The organism is Agrobacterium sp. RC10-4-1 (assembly GCF_014138475.1).
In the GTDB taxonomy this organism is placed as follows: Bacteria; Pseudomonadota; Alphaproteobacteria; order Rhizobiales; family Rhizobiaceae; genus Agrobacterium; species Agrobacterium pusense.
The window spans coordinates 72,307-87,864 of sequence record NZ_JACJIT010000008.1 but is presented as its reverse complement, the minus strand read 5'-3'; the positions used below and the strand labels follow the sequence as shown (position 1 = coordinate 87,864).

At 60.3% G+C, this 15,558-nt stretch carries 15 protein-coding genes and 1 tRNA gene; 7 read left to right on the top strand and 9 right to left on the bottom strand.

What is annotated here, in order from left to right:
- From FHW77_RS20860 to FHW77_RS20850, 3 genes are all read right to left on the bottom strand, one after another.
- The gene (locus FHW77_RS20860; RefSeq protein ID WP_044459453.1) at positions 1 to 1,566 is read right to left on the bottom strand and encodes an L-aspartate oxidase; all 1,566 of its coding nucleotides are present in this window, start codon (positions 1,564 to 1,566) and stop codon (positions 1 to 3) included.
- A complete protein-coding gene (gene nadA / locus FHW77_RS20855; protein WP_044459452.1) occupies positions 1,563 to 2,534 on the bottom strand; it encodes a quinolinate synthase NadA in 972 nt (323 codons plus the stop codon). The genes FHW77_RS20860 and nadA overlap by 4 nt, the downstream gene beginning before the upstream one ends.
- 69 nt (positions 2,535 to 2,603) lie before the next feature.
- Positions 2,604 to 3,506, bottom strand: coding sequence for an NUDIX hydrolase (locus tag FHW77_RS20850; protein WP_042935995.1), 903 nt, complete (start codon positions 3,504 to 3,506; stop codon positions 2,604 to 2,606).
- Between the two features lie 207 nt (positions 3,507 to 3,713).
- Between FHW77_RS20850 and FHW77_RS20845 the strand changes: the two genes are divergently transcribed.
- Both FHW77_RS20845 and FHW77_RS20840 read left to right on the top strand, forming a co-directional pair.
- Positions 3,714 to 4,088 carry a PAS domain-containing protein gene (locus tag FHW77_RS20845; protein WP_006698082.1) on the top strand — a complete coding sequence of 125 codons (375 nt, stop codon included), beginning with the start codon at positions 3,714 to 3,716 and terminating at the stop codon, positions 4,086 to 4,088.
- Between the two features lie 74 nt (positions 4,089 to 4,162).
- Positions 4,163 to 4,663, top strand: coding sequence for a hypothetical protein (locus FHW77_RS20840; RefSeq protein WP_044459451.1), 501 nt, complete (start codon positions 4,163 to 4,165; stop codon positions 4,661 to 4,663).
- A 75-nt stretch (positions 4,664 to 4,738) separates the two neighbouring features.
- On the opposite strand, the gene FHW77_RS20835 is transcribed toward FHW77_RS20840, so the two are convergent.
- Together FHW77_RS20835 and FHW77_RS20830 are read right to left on the bottom strand one after the other, a co-directional pair.
- Positions 4,739 to 4,814, bottom strand: a tRNA-Ala gene (locus FHW77_RS20835).
- A gap of 152 nt (positions 4,815 to 4,966) precedes the next feature.
- Complete coding sequence (locus tag FHW77_RS20830; protein ID WP_004437826.1) at positions 4,967 to 5,353, bottom strand: TIGR02300 family protein; 387 nt, start codon at positions 5,351 to 5,353, stop codon at positions 4,967 to 4,969.
- 226 nt (positions 5,354 to 5,579) lie between these two features.
- Between FHW77_RS20830 and cmk the strand changes: the two genes are divergently transcribed.
- Positions 5,580 to 6,212, top strand: a complete 633-nt coding sequence (gene cmk / locus FHW77_RS20825) for a (d)CMP kinase (protein WP_182590681.1) — start codon at positions 5,580 to 5,582, stop codon at positions 6,210 to 6,212.
- Between the two features lie 170 nt (positions 6,213 to 6,382).
- A complete protein-coding gene (rpsA, locus tag FHW77_RS20820) occupies positions 6,383 to 8,083 on the top strand; it encodes a 30S ribosomal protein S1 (protein WP_004437832.1) in 1,701 nt (566 codons plus the stop codon).
- 85 nt (positions 8,084 to 8,168) lie between these two features.
- Here rpsA and FHW77_RS20815 read toward each other — a convergent pair whose 3' ends face one another.
- The 4 genes from FHW77_RS20815 to FHW77_RS20800 all read right to left on the bottom strand — a co-directional run bounded on the left by FHW77_RS20815 (position 8,169) and on the right by FHW77_RS20800 (position 12,273).
- Positions 8,169 to 9,713, bottom strand: a complete 1,545-nt coding sequence (locus FHW77_RS20815; protein ID WP_182590680.1) for a hypothetical protein — start codon at positions 9,711 to 9,713, stop codon at positions 8,169 to 8,171.
- Positions 9,714 to 9,977: 264 nt separating this feature from the next.
- The gene (locus tag FHW77_RS20810) at positions 9,978 to 10,286 is read right to left on the bottom strand and encodes a hypothetical protein (protein ID WP_004437838.1); all 309 of its coding nucleotides are present in this window, start codon (positions 10,284 to 10,286) and stop codon (positions 9,978 to 9,980) included.
- Between the two features lie 48 nt (positions 10,287 to 10,334).
- On the bottom strand, positions 10,335 to 11,564 hold the full coding sequence (locus FHW77_RS20805; protein ID WP_182590679.1) for a hypothetical protein: 1,230 nt from the start codon (positions 11,562 to 11,564) through the stop codon (positions 10,335 to 10,337).
- 82 nt (positions 11,565 to 11,646) lie between these two features.
- Complete coding sequence (locus tag FHW77_RS20800) at positions 11,647 to 12,273, bottom strand: ribonuclease D (RefSeq protein WP_006698074.1); 627 nt, start codon at positions 12,271 to 12,273, stop codon at positions 11,647 to 11,649.
- 175 nt (positions 12,274 to 12,448) lie between these two features.
- On the opposite strand from FHW77_RS20800, the gene FHW77_RS20795 reads away from it, so the two are divergent.
- The 3 genes from FHW77_RS20795 (at position 12,449) to FHW77_RS20785 (ending at position 15,548) form a co-directional block, all read left to right on the top strand.
- Positions 12,449 to 13,063, top strand: a complete 615-nt coding sequence (locus tag FHW77_RS20795; protein ID WP_037090633.1) for a nucleoside 2-deoxyribosyltransferase — start codon at positions 12,449 to 12,451, stop codon at positions 13,061 to 13,063.
- Complete coding sequence (locus tag FHW77_RS20790) at positions 13,060 to 13,809, top strand: SDR family oxidoreductase (RefSeq protein ID WP_108081691.1); 750 nt, start codon at positions 13,060 to 13,062, stop codon at positions 13,807 to 13,809. The genes FHW77_RS20795 and FHW77_RS20790 overlap by 4 nt, the downstream gene beginning before the upstream one ends.
- A gap of 551 nt (positions 13,810 to 14,360) precedes the next feature.
- Positions 14,361 to 15,548 carry a M24 family metallopeptidase gene (locus FHW77_RS20785; RefSeq protein ID WP_108081690.1) on the top strand — a complete coding sequence of 396 codons (1,188 nt, stop codon included), beginning with the start codon at positions 14,361 to 14,363 and terminating at the stop codon, positions 15,546 to 15,548.
- Positions 15,549 to 15,558: the final 10 nt, after the last annotated feature.

Sequence of the window (15,558 nt, the reverse complement as noted above, 5' to 3'; positions counted from 1 at the left end):
TCAGGCGGTCCGTGCGAAGCTGGAAGAGGAGGGGCTGGTCGAGGAAAGGGCATGGGCAAGGTCAATCACCTCTGCCATGCTCAGGCGACGCCTCGTCGCCGTCGCATCCTTCCCAGGAAAATCATCGCGGAAATGCGCTCCGCGCGATTCCGTCCGCAAGGCGGCAAAAACGGCGATCGCCAGACCCACGAGGGCGGGATCGGATGCCGGGCCCTTTGCCTCCACGAGCGGCAGTAAATCCCGGATCGCCTCGGTTAGACCCGCCGCATGTCTGACGATACCGAGATGTCGGGATATGATGGCGCGGACGGTGGCGGGATCGGCGGCAGGATGGTCCACCGTGCGGGTTGCAGAAGCGGTGGTACTCGGCCGTGCGAACGAGGGCTGGGTGGCGATATCCTGTGCCGCACGCATACCCATTGCGGCAGCTTCCAGCAGGGAATTGCTGGCCAGCCGGTTGGCGCCGTGAAGCCCCGTGCAGGCGGCCTCGCCGGCGACCCACAGGCCCGGCACCGAACTTCGCCCTCTGCCGTCCGTGGCAATGCCGCCCATATGATAGTGCACGGCAGGGCGGACGGGGACCAGTTCACGGGCCGGATCTATTCCAGCCTCCCGGCAGAGCAGGTCGATTGCAGGAAACCGGGCGGAAAAGCCGGAGCCAAGGGCCTTGCGGGCGTCAAGAAACACCCTGCCGCCGCGCAGGATTTCACGATCTATCGCGCGTGCGACGACGTCGCGGGAGGCGAGTTCCGCGCCGGGAACAGGGGCCATGAACCTTTCACCGCTTTCGTTGAGGAGAAGTGCGCCTTCGCCCCGCACCGCCTCGCTGACCAGCGCCAGCGGCCGCCGCGCTGAAGACAGTGCCGTCGGATGGAACTGTACGAATTCCATGTCGGCAAGGATTGCGCCGGCGCGGGCGGCCAGCATGATGCCCTGTCCGAAATTGCCGGAAGGATTGGTCGTGGCCTCGTAGAGGCCGCCGAGGCCGCCGGTGGCGAGAACCACCCGCGTTGCCGGCAGAACGAAGCCGCCTTTCGGTCCGGCGCAGGCGAGGCCAGCGATCGCGCCGTCCTGTGTCAGCAGCCGGCGCACTTCGGTGCCTTCAAGAACCGTGATCGACGGTGTGCGCAGAACGGCGGCGGCGAGAGCCCTGACGATGGCCGCGCCCGAACCGTCGCCCTCGGCGTGCAGGATGCGCCTTCGGCTGTGGGCGGCCTCCAGCCCGAAGACGGGCCTGCCATTGGCGTCCCGGTCGAAGCGCACCCCGGCCTGCTCCAGCGCCTCGATGACAGCAGGGGCGGCGGAAACGATATCGGCGGCCATTTCCGCATCGCAGAGACCGTCTCCCGCGGCGAGCGTATCGGCAAGATGCAGCGCGACGCTGTCATCGGGACCGAGGCTTGCGGCAATGCCGCCCTGCGCCCAGGCGCTCGACGTTTCGCCGCCAAGCGCACCACGTGTCAGAAGCAGCACGGGCTGCGGCGCAAGTGTCAGCGCCGCCATCAGGCCGGCAATGCCGCTGCCGACGATGGCCGTCCAGTCCTGCTGCGGCAAGCGCTCGCTCATACTTCCAGCATCCTTTCCACCGCGCGACGGGCGGCGGCGGCGATGGCCGGATCGACAGTCACTTCGTGGCGGTTTTCCTCAAGGGCTGTGCGGATATTTCCGAGCGTGATGCGTTTCATGTGCGGGCAGAGATTGCACGGGCGGATAAATTCGACGTCCGGGTGATGCACGGCGACATTGTCGCTCATCGAGCACTCCGTCAGAAGCACCACGCGGGCGGGGCGCTCACGACCGACATAGTCGGACATCACGGCGGTAGAGCCGGAAAAATCCGCGGCCTCGACAACCTCAGGCGGACATTCGGGATGCGCCAGTACGATCACGCCGGGATGGCTTTCCCGCAGCTCCCTGATGTCATCGGCGGTGAAAAGCTCGTGCACTTCGCAATGGCCGCGCCAGGCGATCAGTTCGACATTGGTTTCCATGGCCACGTTCTTCGCCAGATATTCATCCGGCAGCATCAAGACGCGCGGCACGCCGAGCGATTCCACCACCTGGCGGGCATTACCCGACGTGCAGCAGATATCGGACGCAGCCTTCACTGCGGCGGACGTGTTCACATAGGTCACAACAGGCACGCCGGGATAGGCCTTTCTCAGGAGGGCGATATCCTCCGGCGTGATGGAATCGGCAAGCGAACAGCCGGCAGCCATATCAGGAATGAGCACGGTTTTTCCCGGATTGAGCAGCTTCGCCGTCTCGGCCATGAAATGCACGCCGGCGAGAACGATGACATCCGCCTCCACCTCCATCGCCTTGCGGGCAAGGGCAAGGCTGTCGCCGACGATATCGGCGACACCGTGGAATATTTCAGGTGTCTGGTAATTATGGGCGAGGATGACGGCATTACGCTTGCGCTTCAACTCAAGGATCGCCTCCACATCGTCCTGGAAACCCATCCATTCGGCCTTGGGAATGACGCGGGCGACGCGGTCGTAAAGGCTTGCGGCGGAAATCTGCTCGTTCACGATGCTCTCCCATTTATGCTCGTTTTGAGTATATCTAGAACGAAGAGATATTCTCATTATGAGCATATGTCAATTGCGGGAGAGCGGCAGTTTCGTTCCGGAAAGGGCGCGTTCATCGAGGACGGTCTGGCGGAAGCGGAAAAGCTTTGCCGGTCGTCCGCCGGTTTCCGTAGCCATGTCGCCGGTTTCTTCCACCAGTTGCTGCTGTTCGATCAGCCGGCGAAAATTCTGCTTGTGCAGCGTCAGCCCGGCCAACGCTTCGACGGCACGCTGCAATTGCAGCAGCGTGAAGGTATCGGCCATCAGTTCGAATACCACCGGCCGGTATTTGATTTTGGCCCTCAACCGGGCAATTCCGGTGGCGAGGATGCGGCGGTGATCGGCGAACATCGGCCTTCCGAAATTGATCCGGGGTTCGGCCTGCGCTTCCTCAACCAGCCCCGCCTCATACAGCAGCTCATAGCGCTGAAGGGTGAGTTCCTCGTTCCAGCCGCCGCCGTCGAGGCCGAAGGTAAAATCGGCCCGCAAGTGGCGCTGGTTTTTACAAGATGGGTCGGAATCCGCCCATGCCCGCAGCTTCTCGATGATGCTGGCGAGAACCGCGGGGCGTCCTTGGCGATGGTCTTCCCACGGGAAGTAATCGTACCACCCGTGCCAGAAAGGACGTTTGCCGTCCATCGCCTCCTGTTCGCGGACAAGTCCCAGATAGCCGATGGAGATGGTTCTGCCGCCCGGAATATCGTTGTTTCGGTCGCGATCGGCGAAGGTGTAGAGCTGCTCGAGATAACCGACGGGATGATGCGTCTGCTCGTGAATCCATTCCCGCAAGCCGCTTTGAAGCGTCCTGTGACCGAATTCGAAGGGTCCCGAAGGAAGCGCCGCCCCCGCCCGAACGGTCATCACGCGCGGTTCATCTCCGGTAATGGCGGTGACGACGGCAATGAGTTCGGCATGGGCAAGCCCGATGGTCACGGCGGCTCCTGTGATCTGTGGCGGCAAGGTCAACCTTCTTTGGCACAGGAAGATCGCTTCGCCAACATGGCGGCCGAAATGGCCTGTCGATAAGCGACCGGCCAAAAAAGATACTATATCAGACAAAAGAATGAATTCTTGTGGTTAGCCGTTTATCGTCCATTATGGTAGAGACCCGCCACAAGCATCTCAGACTGTTGAAGGCCGATGTTGAAGAACATATCTCTCGAAGAGACACTTGTGGGTTACTACACCTGGAACATTGGGCAAAATCTGGTTTATCTGGATGCCGTGGCCGCGCGCCTGCGGGAGGTTCGTCCGGAAAAGGCCGCCCGCGGTATCCCGGTAGAGGATTTTATTGCACAAATCGAAAGCGGCTCCCGGGCGCGTGTGGCTGAAGCGGTCTATAATTCGCTGACGAACGGCGTGTTTTACGATCAGGAATATCGTATCCAGCTCACCTCTGGTGGTTTTCGCTGGCTGCGGACAACAGGACGCGTGATCCTCGACAGCGATCGGCTTCCGATTATGGCCATGGGCACGGTCAGGGATATCAGCGCAGGCAAGCTTCTATTGATGTGATGGGCGGCCGTGGCCTCTCGCAAGGGGACGTCAGGCCGATTTTATTTTGTTCATTTTTTTGATGTTGCGGTGACATGGTCCGGCAGGTCGCAATTTTGCTGTTTCAGATCGCCCTGGTCATAGGCGTCGCCATAGCCGGCATGCGTATTGCCTCGCTCGTCAATGGCGAGACTGCCTCCGCCTTGGCAGGACTTGCGGCCAACACCGAACAGCTGTGGACCACCTCGCCCGTACGGGTTGACCCCACCCGGCAGGAATACGAGCGCGTTCCGACCCCGCCGGATCCCTTCCCGCTGAAGATGCATGCCGACCAGCGCCTTCGCGTCATCTCCAGCAGCCGCTTCACCTTCAAAAACGAGGAGTTCCGCCTCGCAGGCGTGGAGGAGGTGGAGAGAAACCGTGTCTGCACCACCCCGGACGGCCGCCGTTATGCCTGCGGCCTCAATGCCTTCAAAGCGCTGGAGAACCGTTTGCGCGGCAGATATATCGAATGTCGCGTGGTGGGGGAGAGCGGCGCGCTCCGTTCTCTGGAATGCCGTATCAACGGACAGGATGTGCGGGCGTTATTGCGATAGATGGCCGCGTGAGGTGGGACTGAAGGTCGCACAATTCAGATTTTACTGACGTGATGAATTTTATCTTGGGAAATTTGGTGGAGCTAAGCGGGATCGAACCGCTGACCTCTTGCATGCCATGCAAGCGCTCTCCCAGCTGAGCTATAGCCCCATAAGGGTTCCGGCATTTCTTCCGGTTCCGGGAACCGAAGCGGTTGTTGTTCCGTTCGGTGGCGGCTTACTACTGCGGCTTTCCGACGAGTGCAAGCATAAAAAACGGCCCGGCGTCATTTTTTTGTCGTCGGGCCGAATTATCAAATAAAATCAAGCTTCTTCGTCGTCGCCCGATACGCCGATGATGCCGGACATGTCGTCGTCGTCATCTTCGTCGTCGGTTTCCAGGAAGGTGTCGTCGTCGTCGTCGATTTCAACGTCATCGTCGTCACCGAGATCAGGGATATCGTCGCCGCTGTTGTCGCCGTCGGCATCTTCCAGCGACACGAGTTCGACTTCCGTGTTTTCGGTATCGACTTCCGCTACATCCTCTTCTTCAGCCTGCTCGAGCTTTGCCTGAGCTGTGCTTTCCTCGAAGAAGGAGAGCGGCCAGGACTTGCCGGTGTAAGGAGAAACGACCGGATCGCGGTTCAGATCGTAGAACTTCTTGCCGGTATCGGGGTCTGTGCGCTTGGTACCAAGTTCCGCTTTTGCCACTGTCTAAGCCTCAAATTGTCGAATGAGTTTCGGTGTGTACGCCGTAAAACCGGCATAGACGGTAAAATTTATAGCCGGTCCCCTTAATCGTTGCGCTCTTTCGTGTCAAAGACAAACTTCGGGTGCCTCCTGCCTTGGCGCAACCCCTGTTCGGGAATGCTGATATAAATCGTAAGGCGTGTCGCACTCTATTATATGAATAACAGATGCACAGGCGGAAAGCTTAATGACCTTCACGATCGCCATAGACGGGCCGGCTGCGGCGGGCAAGGGAACCCTGTCGCGAAAGATCGCGGAAGCCTACGGTTTTCATCATCTCGATACCGGGCTGACCTACAGGGCGACAGCGAGGGCGCTCCTGGACGCGGGCCTGCCGCTGGATGACGAGGCCGTGGCGGAGAGGGTCGCCCTGGAGGTCGATCTTGCGGGGCTCGACCGCTCCGTCCTGTCCCGGCACGATATTGGCGAAGCCGCGTCGAGGATTGCGGTGATGACGCCGGTGAGGCGGGCGCTCGTGATGGCGCAGCAGCGTTTTGCCTTGAGGGAGCCGGGTACGGTTCTCGATGGCCGCGATATCGGCACGGTAGTATGCCCGGATGCGCCAGTGAAGCTATATGTCACCGCCTCTGCCGACGTGCGGGCGCGCCGGCGCTACGATGAGATTCTGGCCAATGGCGGCACCGCGGATTATGATGCCATTTTCGCCGAGGTGAAAAAACGCGACGAGCGCGACATGGCCCGCGCCGACAGTCCGCTGAAGCCGGCGGAAGACGCACACTTGCTAGATACGTCGGAAATGAGTATAGAGGCGGCGTTTCAGGCCGCGCGCACGATCATCGACGCCGCTCTGAAGAGATAGGTTTTTCGCGGAACGGCTTCCTGCCGTCTGCGTTTAGTCAGGAATTGCCCGAAGACATGTCCTTGCGCCGGAAAGCCTTTTGAAAAGGCGGGCATGGGGTCGGGTATCAACAACACTAGCCCACCGGCGCTTTTGTATTCGCCATTGCGCGGATGCAATCAGGAGATTTCATGTCAGTATCTACCCCCACGCGCGAAGATTTCGCAGCGCTTCTCGAAGAATCCTTTGCCTCCAACGATCTTGCCGAAGGCTATGTTGCCAAGGGTATCGTAACGGCAATCGAGAAGGACGTTGCCATCGTCGACGTCGGCCTCAAGGTTGAAGGCCGCGTACCGTTGAAGGAATTCGGCGCGAAGTCCAAGGACGGCACGCTGAAGGTCGGCGACGAAGTCGAAGTTTACGTCGAGCGCATTGAAAACGCTCTCGGCGAAGCCGTTCTGTCGCGCGAGAAGGCTCGCCGCGAAGAAAGCTGGGTCAAGCTCGAAGCCAAGTTCGAAGCTGGTGAGCGCGTCGAAGGCGTCATCTTCAACCAGGTCAAGGGTGGTTTCACCGTCGATCTGGATGGCGCTGTTGCGTTCCTGCCGCGTTCGCAGGTCGACATTCGTCCGATCCGCGACGTTACCCCGCTGATGCACAACCCGCAGCCCTTCGAAATCCTCAAGATGGACAAGCGTCGCGGCAACATCGTTGTTTCGCGTCGTACGGTTCTCGAAGAGTCGCGTGCCGAGCAGCGTTCTGAAATCGTTCAGAACCTCGAAGAAGGCCAGGTTGTTGACGGCGTCGTCAAGAACATCACCGATTACGGTGCGTTCGTTGACCTCGGCGGCATCGACGGTCTGCTGCACGTCACCGACATGGCATGGCGCCGCGTCAACCATCCTTCGGAAATCCTCAACATTGGCCAGCAGGTCAAGGTTCAGATCATCCGCATCAACCAGGAAACCCACCGTATCTCGCTCGGCATGAAGCAGCTCGAGTCGGATCCGTGGGATGGCATCTCCGCCAAGTACCCGGTTGGCAAGAAGATCTCCGGTACGGTCACGAACATCACCGACTACGGTGCATTCGTTGAACTGGAGCCGGGCATCGAAGGCCTGATCCACATTTCCGAAATGTCCTGGACCAAGAAGAACGTACACCCCGGCAAGATCCTGTCCACGAGCCAGGAAGTTGACGTTGTCGTTCTCGAAGTCGATCCGTCCAAGCGCCGTATCTCGCTCGGTCTCAAGCAGACGCTTGAAAACCCGTGGCAGGCATTCGCTTACAGCCATCCGGCTGGCACGGAAGTCGAAGGCGAAGTCAAGAACAAGACCGAATTCGGCCTGTTCATTGGCCTCGAAGGCGATGTCGACGGCATGGTTCACCTGTCGGACCTCGACTGGAACCGTCCGGGCGAGCAGGTCATCGAAGAGTACAACAAGGGTGACGTCGTTAAGGCTGTCGTTCTCGACGTTGACGTTGAGAAGGAACGCATCTCGCTCGGCATCAAGCAGCTCGGCAAGGACGCTGTCGGCGAAGCCGCTTCTTCCGGCGACCTGCGCAAGAACGCAGTCGTTTCCGCTGAAGTCACCGCGGTCAACGATGGCGGTATCGAAGTGAAGCTCGTCAACCACGAAGACCTCACCTCGTTCATCCGTCGCGCTGATCTTTCCCGTGACCGTGACGAGCAGCGCCCTGAGCGCTTCTCCGTTGGCCAGGTTGTCGACGCCCGCGTCGTCAACTTCTCGAAGAAGGACCGCAAGGTCATGCTTTCGATCAAGGCTCTGGAAATCGCTGAAGAGAAGGAAGCCGTCGCACAGTTCGGTTCGTCCGACTCGGGCGCTTCGCTCGGCGACATCCTCGGCGCGGCTCTGAAGAACCGCGGCGAATAATCGTCTAGATCGTTGAAATGAAGAACCCGCCGGAATTTTCCGGCGGGTTTTTTCTTGGGCGATCGGCCAGCAGGCAATGTGGCGTTCAGAGGACGCCGCTCATCTTGAGGTAATAATTCTCCGCACTGTCGTCGGCGGCCGTCGCCGTCGGACGTTCCTGCGTGTCGATCCCGTCATTGGCGGCAACGCGCTCTTCCAGGCCGTCGTCATCGCCGGAATTTTCAGACTCCGCTCCGCTTTCGCTTTCCGCCTCATCGTCGGAAAAAGGCCCGCCGCCCCGGGGTGGCGCTTCTGATTCGTAATCATCATCGGCAGGGGGATAAGCGACGAGCGGCAGCGGCGTGCCGTCTTTTGCCAGAGCGGCGGCAATCAGCGATTGCGAGGCGGATTGCTCCATCATCGCCATTCTCGCTTCCGTGTCCAGCGGGAGTCGCGAAGAGTAGGGAGCTTCAGGCCGGTGAGCCACCGTCTCCGCTTCTTCCCCTGTTGGGTGGGCAGCGGACGTCATCAGCCCCGACTTTTCGGTTGGCTGATCCTCCGGCGATGGCGGCTCGATGCCCTGCGGCATGGCGGGGGGCTGCTGCGTCGTGCTTGCTCTCGCCGGCAGTTTGTCGGCCGTGGCGGCCAGCACAAGACTGGCCACGTTTTCTGCATCAGTTGCAGGCGGGCCGAAGATTGATGGTGAGGCGGTGCGGACGTCTTTCTGCTCGGTCTTCATCATCTCCCGATGCGGAAGGGCAGGGCGTGTTTCGCCGGTTTGCGCGCGAGGCGAATTGCCTGGACGGGTCTCTGCCGGCGCTTCTTTTGTCATGCTGCCCGTCTGCGGCTGAAGCGGACGCGTCGTGTTTTCCGTCCTGCCTTCCGGTTTTGTCGGCTGGTCTGGCAGGTCGGGCGCATCTACTGGCGCGGCGGAATGCCGGACGGCTCCTTCCGGTTGCGCGGTCAGCGCCGCGGGAGTTGCCTTCATTGCCGCACCGCTGAGGGCGAGTGGGCCGGTGAGCAGCGGCAACAGACGGCCGGTTGTCGTGGAGCCCGGCAATTGCGCTGCCGCGGGTGGATTGGAACGGAACTCCGCATTGGGGCTCGCGGCGGTCGGCTGCTGCCTGGGCTGGGCGGGCGCCGGACTGGCGGAATTATTCTGCTGATAGGAGGAGACCACCGCCCTCGCAGCCAGATCGGCCCCCCTGTAACGCGATAGTTCGATCAGCAGCGCAAGCCGCGCCGCATCCGGTCCCGTCGGCTGTTTCAGGATTTCCGCGAGCATCGAAAGGCTGAGACCCTGCAGTGCTTTGCCAATCTGCTGTTCCAGCGCAAGACGCTGCGCGGGCGGCAGGGCGCGTAAGGCTTCCGTCAGACGCCCGACATAGGTTTCGACGGCTTCGCCGTCCCGTCGCGGCAGGTTCATCAGCTTGCCGAGTGTTTCCGCCAAGACTGCGGTGCTCCGGGCCAGATGGAACTCGCCGGCGAGGGAGGCCACTGCAGCCCGTGAAAAAAGGCTGGCGCTCTGTTCGGGAAGGGCAGCGCTTGGTTGCGGCTGCACGACGCCTTTCGGCTGCGCGCGCTGCGCCGGCGCGAGCGAGGCTCCATAGGTGGCATCGGCTGCGGAAACTTTGGATACAGGCGGTAACATGCTGCGCTCCGTTTCTATCGGTGGCCGGCGCCGGCTGCGAAAGCGCCAATCCCCATTGGCTCTGTGATCCGCATCTGCCTCGAATGTTGAAAATCGCCACGCCGCTGGCATACAGGTGTCATCTCGCCCGCTCATGCGGGAGCGCCATGTGCACCATAGGCTCGAAGGCCGCTCTTTTCAGCGCACACAGAATCATCAAGCCGAATCCTCGCCTGCAGATATTAAGATTTGGCTAACCAAGTGATTGCGCACGGCCGGACCGGCTCAGGGCGAAACGCCTATGAACATGCGATAAAGCCCGTTGTCGTCCGAGTTGACGGAGGAGATACGATCGGGTTCGCTCACCGTGACTTCCAGCGCCTCCGGCGGCATGGCATCCAGCCAGCTCGCTTTCGGAAAGCTTCGCTCCGGCTGGATTTCTGCGGGCGCGATAGTCGCTTCTTCGCCAGCCAGTGGAATGATGGTGGCATCCTCCGGCGCGAGGGGCGGAGCCGCCATGGAAAGAAGGGCCTGGGCCGCGTTCGGTTCGGCATCGTGAATGGCGCCGCCTGACACGCCTGAGATATCGACCATGTCTGAACTCACATCATGTTTCGCTCACGTGACAGTTCCAGACGGCAATCATGCCGCCTTTTTCTTCAGCAATGCATAAAGGCCGTTTTCATCGACCGAAATCGGCAAGATGTCGGCTCCGGCAGCTTCGACAGCGGCCTGTGCATCAAGCAGCTTTTCCGCCTCGTTTTCCGCATCGGCCGGCGTGGTGGCCGCATCCGCTCCCTCAGGCTCGTTATCGCCTTCAGCAGGTGGGGCCTCTTCCGCCGGCGTCGCCGCGAGCACGGAAATCAGGGCGATTTCCGATGACATGTCGGCGGGGTCCTGGCCGGCTGCGCCATCCGCCTTCTCATCGGCGGAGGCGTCAATGTGCTCCTTCACGACGTCCTGAAGTTCCTGCACGTCCTCAAGCTTGCCCTGTGCGTCACGGGTCTGGATATCTTCTTCCCGTTCGGCTGCCACTTCCGCATCGTTGATTTCGCCAATGCGCTTTTCGCCACGTTCGGCCTGCAATTCTTCCTTAGACTTCGGATCTGCCACGTCTTCCAGACGCTGGATGACCTTCAGGGTCTCCCTCGTCATGAAGAGAGTGCCTTGTGCCTCGTCATTGAGCGCATCTTTTACCGCTCGCGCCTGATCTCCGTAAGGATTGGCGATGGCGGCGATCATCGCGCTGGCTGAGATGCCGAGCTCCTCGAGACCGGTCGATTCCTCCAGTTTACTGATGTTCATGGGCAAGGTCGCCCGCGCGGCCATGATGGCCTCCGACATCTGCGCGCCAAAATCCTCCTCCGTTCCGGTGAGGCCGGCACGCTCGGCGATGCGGGCGGCAAGCGCCGCCATGGGATCGGTTTTGGCGTTGACGCCGTTGTTCAGCACATCGACGACCTGCAACTGCGAAACACCGAAGGAGGCGAGGGAAATTGTGGTGGCTTTTCCCCGCGCATCGGTTTTTTCGAAACTCTGGGTCAGGGTCAGCGCATCCTGAAGCCTTTGTGCAAAGGAAAAATTGGATTCATCCACGTCCTGCGTGATGCCGAGGGCGGCGGAAAAGCGGGAAACAAGCGAGGCGAAGGCATCCGGGTCCGGCTTCATGGCACCGAAGAGATAAGCGCTTATCTTCTCATTGGCGACGCGCTGGCTTTCATCCGGCTGCGGGTTCGTTCTGACCGCATCATCCTTCTTGGTGCCGTTGGCCTTTTCCTGCTCCTCGCGCTGGCGTTCCTCGATGGATTCGACCATCGAGCGCATGAGGTCGCTCACTGCAATGCCCGCCGTCTGTTGTAGCGGAGTAATCATCTGGAAAGTCCCCGGCCGCCCAAAGTTACGGCCGAGAATAGGCAAGTCTGGTAAATCAGTGTTTAAACGAAGGCGAAAACGCTCAGCTATGGGCGAAAATGTCGGTTTCGTCCCAGCCGAGCAGGTCTAGCTTTGCACGGGTCGGTAAAAACGCGAAACAGGCATCGGCATGATCAAGGCGGCCGTCGCGAATGAGACGCGCCGTCAGCTTGTCGCGCAGCGCATGCAGATAAAGAACGTCGGAAGCGGCATATTCGAGCTGCGCCGGGGAAAGCGTTTGCGCTGCCCAGTCCGAAGATTGCTGCGCCTTGGAAATATCGACCTCAAGCATTTCCTTGAGGTTGTCCTTCAGCCCGTGCCGGTCCGTATAGGTGCGGGTCAGCCGTGAAGCGATCTTAGTGCAGAAGACAGGCGTGGTCGTCACACCGAACGTATGAAAAAGCACGGCGATATCGAAACGGCCATAGTGAAAGATCTTCTGGTGGGCGGGATCGGCAAGCATGCGCACGAGGTTCGGCGCTTCTTTCTGCCCAGCGGCGATGCGGATGATGTCTGCCGTGCCGTCGCCCGGCGAAAGCTGGACGACGCAGAGGCGGTCGCGACGCGGCACCAGACCCAGCGTTTCCGTATCGATGGCGATGGCGCCGGTATAGCGCGCGGCATCTTCGGCGGAAATATCGCCTTCGTGATAACGGATGGGTGCTGCCATGTCCTGCTCCAGAAATTCCAGTCTACTGCTCCGGCTATAACGGAAAGACCAGCGGGACGATACCGTTTTATCGGTCGGTCCGCCGCGCCACGCCGCACGCCCTTGGCACTTGCCTTTGCGAAAGTCCCCGGGTTAGGGTCGGAAATCTTTTCCTGACAAATTGCATGAATTCCCAATGACAAAGAAAATCTATCTCGCCGGACCGGAAGTGTTCCTCCCGAATGCGCGCGAAATGCTCGACCTCAAGGCAGCACTGGCGCGGGAGGCCGGCTTCATCCCGCTTTCGCCGGGCGATCTGCAGATCCCGCCGGCGGATACCAGGATCGGTCATGGCTGCAACATCAATGAAGTCGACGAAGGAATGATGCTTGAAGCGGATGCCGTGATTGCCAATCTCACACCGTTTCGCGGCATCGCCGCCGACACGGGAACGAGCTACGAGCTGGGCTTCATGTGCGCGCTGGGCAAGCCGGTGTTCGCCTACACCAATGTCGCGGCCAATCACTTCAGCCGCATCAAGGCGCATTACGGCAATGTCGTCACCGTGGATGAAACAGGGCGGTATCGCGGACCGGACGGGTTGTCGATCGAGAATTTCGACATGGTCGACAATCTCATGCTGCACGGCGGGATTTTGCGGCGGGGCGGCAACGTTATTGTCGGCGACGTTTCCGATGAGGACTTGTATACGGATCTCGCCGCCTACCGGCGTTGCCTTGCAGCGGCGGCGGAAAAACTACTGACACCGATTGACCCTGAAAAAACGAATAGAGTGGAGGCATCATCATGAGCGGAACCATCCTCATCACCGGCGCGACGTCGGGCTTCGGAGAGGCTACGGCCCGACGCTTCATCAGAGAAGGCTGGAAGGTCATCGGCACGGGCCGTCGGGCGGAACGACTGCAGGCACTGGCGGCCGAACTCGGATCGGCTTTCTACGGCGCCGCCTTCGACATCACCGATGAGGACGCGGCCGAAAAAGCGCTCGCCGCCTTGCCGGAGGGCTTCCGAGACATCGATGTCCTCGTCAACAATGCCGGTCTGGCACTGGGCACGGCCCCCGCGCCGCAGGTGCCGCTAAAGGACTGGCAGACCATGGTGAACACCAACATCACCGGTCTGCTGAACATCACCCACCATCTCCTGCCGACACTGATCGACCGTAAAGGTATCGTCGTCAACCTTTCGTCTGTTGCTGCGCATTATCCCTATACGGGCGGCAATGTATACGGCGGCACCAAAGCCTTCCTGCGGCAGTTTTCGCTTGGTCTGCGCTCCGATCTGCACGGCAAGGGCGTCAGGGTAACCTCAATCGAACCGGGCATGTGCGAAACGGAATTTACGCTGGTGCGCACTGGGGGCAATCGGGAAGCTTCGGACAATCTCTACAAGGGCGTCAATCCGATCACGGCCGATGATATCGCCAACACCATCTATTGGGTCGCCTCGCAGCCCAAACATATCAACATCAACAGTCTTGAGCTCATGCCAGTCAACCAGTCCTTCGCCGGTTTCCAGGTCTACCGTGAGAGCTGACGTCCCGCGGTAGGGTAGGTTGTGCCGAAAAACCGGGCAGTCATTCCGGAGCTATGCAGAAATGCAATGCTGCATTGCGAGACTTGCTCTGTTAAAAATCACAGATACCGCTATATTCAAATCATCGAAGCGACGCACTCCTCCTCCCAGCGTCGCTCGATGTGGATCGGTGGTACTCCTCCTCCCAATCACCGATCAAGTTTGAAGCCTGCCGCACCTCCTCCCGCGGCAGGCTTTTTCCTTTTCTGGGCTCTTTTTTACGTGGTGGATCGGCGTCCGTTTCCCGGCTGCACGCGACGCGTGGATAAGGGGCCGGTTTCTCCCTTGGATTTCCGGGGGATTTTTGATTTCCGCGTCAAGGCAACGACTCCTGAAATCAGGCTCGCGTCGATCACGATTTCGTTATGTCTAGATAAATATGCACAGTTTTGTGGCGGTGCGTCCTCCCGCCCCATTGCTTAGCCTTCCCCCTGTGGTTAAGCATGGGCAAAAGAACGCTTGGGAGGTGCCGGCACGCCAGTGTCCGTGCGCCCGAAGGCGGCGGGGAGAGAATGGCAGACTTTCAAGAGGCGCTGAAGCAGTTTCAGCCGATCGCGGTTTCATCGATCGCTGAAGACGAGCTCAGGTTGCGGTTGCGTGGCCTGCAGGCGCGAATGACCCAGCAGAACATCAAGGCGGTCTGGCTCGACGCTTCGTCGTCGCTGACTTATTATACCGGTCTGTCGCTTGGCCTTTCCGAGCGTATTCACGGTGCTCTGGTGCCGGCCGAGGGCGAGCCGATCTATATAAGCCCGACCTTCGAGGAACCGAAACTCCAGACCCTGATCCGTATCCCCGGCGCAGTCGCCACCTGGGAAGAGGATGAAAGCCCGTTCGACCTGATGGCAAGGCGTATCGGTGCGCTGGCCTGTGCAGGTCACTTCGTCGCCATCGATCCCGCCACGCCCTTTGTTTTCGCATCCGCGCTCATGCAGCGTCTGGAAGGCCGCATCATTTCCGCTCAGCCCTTGATCGTCGCCCAGCGGCAGGTCAAGTCTGCAGCGGAGATCGCCCTCATTCAGACCGCGATGGACGCGAGCTATAATGTGCAGAAGGCCGTGTTCGAAGGCCTGCGTCCCGGCATCTCCACCACGGAAGTCGCGGATTTCGTTAATGCCGCCCATATTGCCCTTGGCATGAAGCCGCTTTTTGTGGCGGTGCAGTTCGGCGAGGCGACGGCCTATCCGCATGGCGTGCCCCATGCGCAGACGCTGAACCAGGGCGACATGGTACTGGTCGACCTCGGTGGTATTCTTCATGGCTATCGTTCCGATATCACCCGTACCTATGTCTTTGGCAAGCCAACGGAACGGCAGCGTTTTATCTGGAATGCCGAACGTGACGCACAGGCCGCGGCCTTCGCTGCCGCCCGCGTTGGCGCCGCCTGTTTCGAGGTGGACAAGGCCGCCCGGGACAGTCTGAAGGCGGCCGGATTTGGTCCGGATTATCAGCTTCCCGGTCTGCCGCACCGCACGGGTCACGGGCTTGGGCTGGATATTCACGAAGAACCCTATATCGTTGCAGGAAATGCCACGGCGCTTGAGCCCGGCATGTGTTTTTCCATCGAGCCGATGCTGTGCGTTTATGGGGAATGCGGCGTTCGTCTCGAAGATATCGCTTACATGACGGAGGCAGGGCCGCGCTGGTTCTGCCCACCGGAAACGAACCTCGACCGGTTGTTTCAGCCGGTCGCCGGGTAATTGGTCGGGA

Coding starts and splice junctions, on each gene's coding strand:
- FHW77_RS20860 (WP_044459453.1), bottom strand. CDS start 1,566: ATGAGCGAGCGCTTGCCGCAGCAGGACTGGACGGCCATCGTCGGCAGC.
- FHW77_RS20845 (WP_006698082.1), top strand. CDS start 3,714: ATGTTGAAGAACATATCTCTCGAAGAGACACTTGTGGGTTACTACACC.
- FHW77_RS20840 (WP_044459451.1), top strand. CDS start 4,163: ATGGTCCGGCAGGTCGCAATTTTGCTGTTTCAGATCGCCCTGGTCATA.
- cmk (WP_182590681.1), top strand. CDS start 5,580: ATGACCTTCACGATCGCCATAGACGGGCCGGCTGCGGCGGGCAAGGGA.
- rpsA (WP_004437832.1), top strand. CDS start 6,383: ATGTCAGTATCTACCCCCACGCGCGAAGATTTCGCAGCGCTTCTCGAA.
- FHW77_RS20815 (WP_182590680.1), bottom strand. CDS start 9,713: ATGTTACCGCCTGTATCCAAAGTTTCCGCAGCCGATGCCACCTATGGA.
- FHW77_RS20810 (WP_004437838.1), bottom strand. CDS start 10,286: ATGGTCGATATCTCAGGCGTGTCAGGCGGCGCCATTCACGATGCCGAA.
- FHW77_RS20805 (WP_182590679.1), bottom strand. CDS start 11,564: ATGATTACTCCGCTACAACAGACGGCGGGCATTGCAGTGAGCGACCTC.
- FHW77_RS20800 (WP_006698074.1), bottom strand. CDS start 12,273: ATGGCAGCACCCATCCGTTATCACGAAGGCGATATTTCCGCCGAAGAT.
- FHW77_RS20795 (WP_037090633.1), top strand. CDS start 12,449: ATGACAAAGAAAATCTATCTCGCCGGACCGGAAGTGTTCCTCCCGAAT.
- FHW77_RS20790 (WP_108081691.1), top strand. CDS start 13,060: ATGAGCGGAACCATCCTCATCACCGGCGCGACGTCGGGCTTCGGAGAG.
- FHW77_RS20785 (WP_108081690.1), top strand. CDS start 14,361: ATGGCAGACTTTCAAGAGGCGCTGAAGCAGTTTCAGCCGATCGCGGTT.